Source organism: Bowmanella sp. JS7-9 (assembly GCF_004329715.1).
GTDB lineage: Bacteria > Pseudomonadota > Gammaproteobacteria > Enterobacterales > Alteromonadaceae > Pseudobowmanella > Pseudobowmanella zhangzhouensis.
In genome coordinates this window covers 1-1,039 of record NZ_JXSY01000044.1, presented here as the reverse complement: position 1 = coordinate 1,039, position 1,039 = coordinate 1, and the positions used below count along the sequence as shown (strand labels likewise).

Here is a 1,039-nt window from a genome sequence, read left to right as displayed (position 1 = left end):
TAATCAGCGTATCGGCCAGTGATAGCGACGGTGAAATCGCGTCGGTCAGGTTTTATCTGGACGGTGAGTTGCTCGGCGAGAGTGTGACGGCACCTTATGAATGGCAGTGGCCGGCTGAGGGTGTGGGGCAACACAGTATTTATGCACAGGCGACGGATAATGAAGGCAGCGTGACGGTAAGTGACAGTGTGTCATTTGAAGTCATTCAGCCGAATTTAGTCCCCGAAGTGTTCTGGTTAGCGCCAAGCGATGCTAGCCAGTTTGTGCAGGGTGAAACAATTGAGTTACAGGTCGATGCGTATGACAGCGACGGTAGCATTGACCGGGTTGAATACTACGCAGGGACGGAACTAATCGGCAGCGTGAGTGCTGCGCCATACGATTTGAGTTGGTTACCTTCGACGATAGGGGTGTATCAAATACACGCTGAAGCCTTCGACAATCAGGGGGCCAAAGGGACGAGTGACGTTATCAGCATTGGGGTGGGCGCGTCAGTGCCAGATAATCAGGTGACATTACAGGATGGTCTGTCCGGCTATAGTGGAACCCGTGACAGTTACTTGGATCGCTATTTCTCTGGCGCCAATCGGGGCGCGAAAGAAGAATTGATAGGTCGTGAAAGTAGCCTGTATACGAACAGGATGCTGGTGCGCTTTGCCATTTATCAGTCAGAGGGTGGGCCGGTTCCGGATGGTGCGCACATAGAGTCAGCGGTGCTCATGGTGTACAAAGCCACGGCGTATGACCATATCTATGCTGCACGCCGTTTATTACTGGACTGGGATGAAGCGAATGTTGACTGGAATGAAGCGGCGATTGGCGTGCCGTGGTCAGCGGGCGGAGCCAGTGCGGAAGGCATGGACGTCGGCATTGATGTAAGTGAGCAGGGCAGTATAGGTTGGTCAGCAGGCTGGTTAGAGATTGATGTTACCGTAAGCGTGCAGGCGATGAGTGGTGGAGCAGCAAATTATGGTTGGTTGCTCGACAGTCAGGGCGGCAATCGTAACCTGAAACGTTTCCGCAGTCGTGAGTATGCAGC

General features: G+C 53.3%; 1 protein-coding gene. It reads left to right on the top strand.

What is annotated here, in order from left to right:
- On the top strand, positions 1-1,039 hold a 1,039-nt coding region (locus tag TK45_RS16165; protein WP_165490813.1), incomplete at both ends, for an Ig-like domain-containing protein.